Raw genomic sequence first — 5,852 nt, 5'->3', positions numbered from 1 at the left:
AACGGACGGCCTCGCGGACGTGGCGCACCCAGTACTCGGGCTCCTGGAGGTCTTCGGCCAGTCCGCCGGTCAGGTTGGAGACAACCGGGATCGACGGAGCGCTGTAGCTCAACCCGTCGAGAACGGAACGGAAGTCCGCCAGCATCGGGTCCATCAACGGGGAGTGGAACGCGTGCGAGACCCGCAGCCGCGTCGTCTTGCGATCGGCGAAGCGCGCCTCGATCTCCGCGACATCCTCCTCCGCGCCGGAAACGACGACGGAGGTCGGGCCATTGACGGCAGCGATCGACACGAACTCACCCAGCAACGGCAGGACTTCGTCCTCCGTCGCCTGCACCGCCAGCATCGCACCGCCCGCAGGCAGCGCCTGCATCAGACGGCCACGGGCACTCACCAGCGCACACGCGTCGCCCAGCGAGAACACCCCCGCCACGTGCGCCGCCGCGACCTCACCGATCGAGTGCCCGGCCACGAACTCGGCACGGACGCCCAGCGATTCGACGAGACGGTACAGCGCCACCTCGACCGCGAACAGCCCGGCCTGCGCATACTCCGTCCGGTTCAGCAGCTCCTCGTCCGACCCCCACACCACATCCCGAACGGGAATCTCCAGCGCCTCGCACACCTCGTCGAAGGCCCGCGCGAACACCGGGAAGCGGTCGTACAACTCCCGCCCCATCCCCAGCCGCTGCGACCCCTGCCCCGAGAAGAGGAAGGCCGTCCGGCCGCTCGTGGCGACGCCGGTCGGCGCTTCGCCGTCCGCCACCGCCCGCAGGCCGGCCAGGAGTCGCCCGGTCCCGTCGCCGACCACGGCCGCGCGGTGTTCGAGCGCGGCGCGGGTCGTCGCGAGCGAGTACGCGACGTCCGCCGGGCGGGCGTCGTCCACGGCCGCGATGAGCCGCTCGGCCTGCGCGCGCAGCGCCTCCGGGGTCGCGGCGGACAGCAGCCACGGCACGACCCCCGGTTCGACCTCCGGCACCTCCGTGGACGGCGCCACTGCCGGGGCCTCCTCGATGATCACGTGGGCGTTGGTGCCGCTGATCCCGAAGGAGGAGACGCCCGCGCGGCGCGGACGGTCGCCCGGGGCCCACGGCCGGGGCTCGGTCAGGAGCCGGACGGCCCCCTCCGACCAGTCCACGTTCGCGCTCGGCTCGTCGACGTGCAGCGTCGACGGCAGCTCGCCGTTGTGCATCGCGAGCACCATCTTGATCACGCCGGCGACACCGGCCGCGGCCTGGGTGTGCCCGATGTTCGACTTGATCGAACCCAGCAGCAGCGGCTGTTCCCGGTCCTGCCCGTACGTCGCGAGGAGCGCCTGGGCCTCGATCGGGTCGCCCAGCGTCGTGCCCGTGCCGTGCGCCTCGACCACGTCGACCTGGTCGGCGCCGAGGCGGGCGTTGGCGAGCGCCTGGCGGATCACCCGCTGCTGCGACGGCCCGTTCGGCGCCGTCAGGCCGTTCGACGCGCCGTCCTGGTTGACGGCGCTGCCGCGCACGAGCGCCAGCACCGGGTGCCCGTTGCGCAGCGCGTCCGACAGCCGCTCGACGACCAGGAAGCCCGCGCCCTCGGCGAAGCCCGTGCCGTCGGCGGCGGACGCGAACGACTTGCACCGCCCGTCGGGGGCGAGCGCGCCCTGGCGGCCGAACTCGGCGAACACGCCCGGCGTGGCCATGACCGTCACGCCGCCGGTGATCGCGAGCGAGCAATCGCCCTGGCGCAGCGCCTGGGCGGCCAGGTGCAGGGCGACCAGGGAGGAGGAGCAGGCGGTGTCGACGGCGACGGCCGGGCCCTCCAGGCCGAGCTTGTACGAGACGCGGCCGGCCACGACGCTGCCGTTGCCGTCGCTGCCCGGGTAGTCGTGGTACATCACGCCGGTGAAGACGCCGGTGCGGGTGCCGCGCAGGCCGCTCGGGTCGATGCCGGCCCGCTCCAGGGCCTCCCAGGAGAGCTCCAGCGTGAGCCGCTGCTGCGGGTCCATGGCGAGGGCCTCGCGCGGGGAGATCCCGAAGAAGCCGGGGTCGAACTCGGCGGCGCCGTCGAGGAATCCGCCGGCGTGGGTGTGGGACGAGTCCCCGGTGCCCCCGCTGTCCTCGGTGCGCAGCGTCGAGAGGTCCCAGCCGCGGTCGGCGGGGAACGGCGCGATGGCGTCCGCGCCGGACGTCACCAGCTGCCAGAGCTCCTCGGGCGTGGTCACCCCGCCCGGGTAGCGGCAGGCCATGCCGACGATCGCGATCGGGTCGTGGCGGACCTCGGTCGGCGCCCCGGGGTCGTCCGTCGCGGCGCCTGCGGCACGGATCCGGTCGTCGGTCAGGTCGAGCAGGGCGTCGACCAGGCCCGCGTCGCGCAGACGGCGGGTCGGGATCGACTGCAGCGCGGCCCGCAGGTCGGCCTCGGCGCGGGACGCCTCGCCGCTCGCGGCGGCGGTCCGCACGCCCAGCTCGGTGACGATGAGCTCCGTCACGGCCTCGGCGTTCGGGTGGTCGAAGGCGAGCGTGGCGGGCAGGCGCAGGCCGGTGAGGGTGTTGAGCTGGTTGCGCAGGTCGGTCGCGGCGAGGGAGTCGAAGCCGAGCTCCTGGAAGGCACGGTCCGGCTCGATCGCGTCGCCCGACTCGTGGCCGAGCAGCCCGGCCACCCGGGCCCGGACGAGGTCGAGGACGGTCCGCCGCTGCTCCGCCTCCGTCAGCCCGGCGAGCCGGGCCGCGAGGCCGTCCGCCGGGGCTGCCGGTGCCAGGGCGTGCGCCGCCGTGCGGCGGGCGGCCGGGACGAGGGCGCGCAGGAGTGCGGGGACCTCGTCGGTGCGGGCGCGCAGGGCGGCGGCGTCGACCCGGATCGGGACGACGGTGGCGCGCTCGCTGCGCAGACCGGCGGCGAACAGCGCCAGACCGGCTTCCCGGGTGAGCGGCGGGACGCCCTGGGCGGCCATGCGGTTGCGGTTGAGCTCCAGGAGCTGCTCGCCGAGGCCGGCGCCGACGTCCCACATGCCGTAGGCCATGGAGGTGGCGGGCAGGCCGGCGGCGCGGCGGTGGGCGGCGAGGGCGTCGAGGAAGACGTTCGCGGCCGCGTAGTTGCCCTGGCCGGCGGTCAGCACCAGGCCGCCCGCGGAGGAGAAGAGCACGAACGCGGTCAGGTCGAGGTGGCTGGTCAGCTCGTGCAGGTACCAGGCGCCGTCGGCCTTCGGGGCCAGAACGGCATCCATCCGGTCCGGAGTGAGCGCGCCGACCAGACCGTTGTCACCGACACCGGCGGCGTGGACCACGGCGCTGAGCTCCGGGATCGCGTCGATCAGCGCGGCCACGGCCTCCCGGTCCGCCATGTCACAGGCACGCACGTCGGTGGTAGCGCCGAGGGCGGACAGCTCCGCCACCAGCTCCACCGCGCCCGGCGCCTCCACACCACGACGGCTCGTCAGCACCAGACTGCGCACGCCGCACTCGGCGGCCAGGTACCGGGCCACGACAGCCCCCAGACCACCCGTACCACCGGTGATCAGCACCGTGTCATCCGAGCTGATCGGCAGCGGACCTTCCGGCTGCGGCAGCCGGCTCAGACGCGGGACGCAGACAGCCCCGGCACGCACGGCCGACTCCGGCTCAGCGGTGACGATCACCTCCCCGTCGGTGTCCAGCAGGACGAAGCGGCCAGGGTTCTCCGCCTGCGCCGCCCGGACCAGACCCCACACCGGAGCCTGCGCCAGATCCACCGCCTCGCCTTCGCGCACGGCCACCGCACCCCGCGTCACCACCACCAGACGCGACGCCGCGAACCGCTCCTCCACCAGCCACGCCTGCACCGCGCGCAGCACGTGCTGCGTCACCTCGCGCACGGCCGCCGGAACATCGCCGTCCGGAGCAGGCACGGCCGAGCAGTCCAGGACGACGGTCTCCGGGGCCGCGCCCTCGGCGCGCAGAGCGTCCCAGGCCGTCCACTCCGCGGGCGGGGCGGCCGGCAGCTCCGACCACTCGACCGCGTACAGCGGGTCGGCCGAGCCCAGTTGCTCCGCCGAGACCGCCCGGCCCTTCACGGAGGCCACCGTCAGCACCGGGCCGCCCGCCGGGTCGGCGAGGTCGAGCCGCAGCCCGCCACCGTCGAGCCGCACCAGGCGCGCCCGCACCGCCGACGCGCCGACGGCGCGCAGCGCGGCGCCCGTCCACGCGAACGGGACCACGGTGTCGTCGCTCCCGGCGTCCACGATGGCGACGTGCATGGCGGCGTCGAGCAGCGCCGGGTGCACGCCGAAGCCGTCGGCCTCGACGTCCTCGGGGAGTTCGACGTCCGCGAACAGCTCGTTCCCGCGCCGCCAGGCCGCCCGCAGGCCCTGGAAGGCGTGGCCGTAGCCGAACCCGGCCTCGGCCATGCGCTCGTAGGCGCCCTCCACCGGCAGCGACTCGGCGCCGGCCGGCGGCCAGACGTCGAACGCCTCCGCCTCGACGGCTCCGCCGACGGCCAGCGAACCGGCCGCGTGCTGGACCCACCCGGCGTCCGGATCCCCGTCCAGGCGGGAGTGGATGGTGACCGCGCGCCGTTCCGAGGCGTCCGGGCCACCGACCCGCACGTGCAGCTGGACGGCGCCGTGCTCGGGCAGCACGAGCGGTGCGGCGAGCGTCAGTTCCTCCACCACCTCGTACCCGACCTCGGCCGCGGCCCGCAGTGCGAGCTCGACCAGCGCCGCACCCGGGACCAGGACGGTGTCCAGGACCTGGTGGTCGGCCAGCCACGCGTGCGAGTCCAGCGACACCCGGCCGGTGAGGAGGAACCCGTCCGTGTGGGACAGGTCGACGGCCGCGCCCAGCAGCGGGTGCGCGAAGGCGCCCACGCCGACCGCGCCCAGGTCGCCGAGCGGGGTCGTCGCGTCGAGCCAGAACCGGCGGTGCTGGAACGCGTAGGTGGGCAGTTCCACCGTGCGGGCGCCGGTGCCGGCGAAGAGGACGGACCAGTCCACCTCCGCCCCGGCCGTGTGCAGCCGGCCGAGCGCGCCGACCAGGCTCGCCTCCTCGTCCCGGTCCGCGCGCAGGGCGGGCACGACGCACGTGCCCACGGCGGTCGGGTCGTCCAGGACGCCCTGCACCAGTCCGGACAGGACGGCGTCGGGGCCGAGTTCGAGGTAGCGGCGGACACCCACGGCTTCCAGCGTTCGGACGCCGTCGGCGAAGCGGACGGCCTCGCGGACGTGGCGCACCCAGTAGTCGGGGGTCGTGAGGTCCTCAGCCAGGGATCCCGTCAGGTTGGACACCACCGGGACCGAAGGAGCGTTGTAGCTCAGCCCGTTGAGGACCGTACGGAAGTCCTCCAGCATCGGGTCCATCAGCGGCGAGTGGAAGGCGTGGGACACGCGCAGCCGGTTCGTCTTGCGGTCGGCGAAGTGCGCCTCGATCGCCGCGATGGCCTCCTCTGTCCCGGAGACGACGATCGAGCGCGGGCCGTTGACGGCGGCGATCGACACGAACTCGCCAAGCAGCGGCAGGACTTCGTCCTCCGTCGCCTGTACCGCCAGCATCGCGCCACCGGACGGCAGCGCCTGCATCAAACGGCCACGCGCGGTCACCAGAGCGCAGGCGTCGGCCAGGCCGAACACCCCCGCCACATGCGCCGCAGCCACCTCACCGATCGAGTGCCCCGCCACGAACTCGGCACGGACGCCCAGCGATTCGACGAGACGGTACAGCGCCACCTCGACGGCGAACAGCCCGGCCTGGGCGTACTCCGTCCGGTTCAGCAGCTCCTCGTCCGAGCCCCACACGACGTCCCGAACGGGAGGCTCCAGCCCGTCGCACACCTCGTCGAAGGCCTGGGCGAACACCGGGAAGCGGTCGGTCAAGGCGCGCGCCCTCGCCCGCCGTTGGGGGCGCGGTGGG

Annotated in this window: 1 protein-coding gene; it reads right to left on the bottom strand. The window is 74.6% G+C overall.

Going from position 1 to position 5,852, the window contains the following annotated elements:
* Positions 1-5,852 (bottom strand): SDR family NAD(P)-dependent oxidoreductase (locus ACFV4F_RS41890; protein ID WP_380511022.1); only part of this gene is annotated, 5,852 nt, incomplete at both ends.

The sequence above is a fragment of the Kitasatospora sp. NPDC059722 genome (assembly GCF_042733235.1).
Lineage (GTDB): Bacteria > Actinomycetota > Actinomycetes > Streptomycetales > Streptomycetaceae > Kitasatospora.
This window is presented reverse-complemented; position numbering and strand designations above follow the sequence as displayed.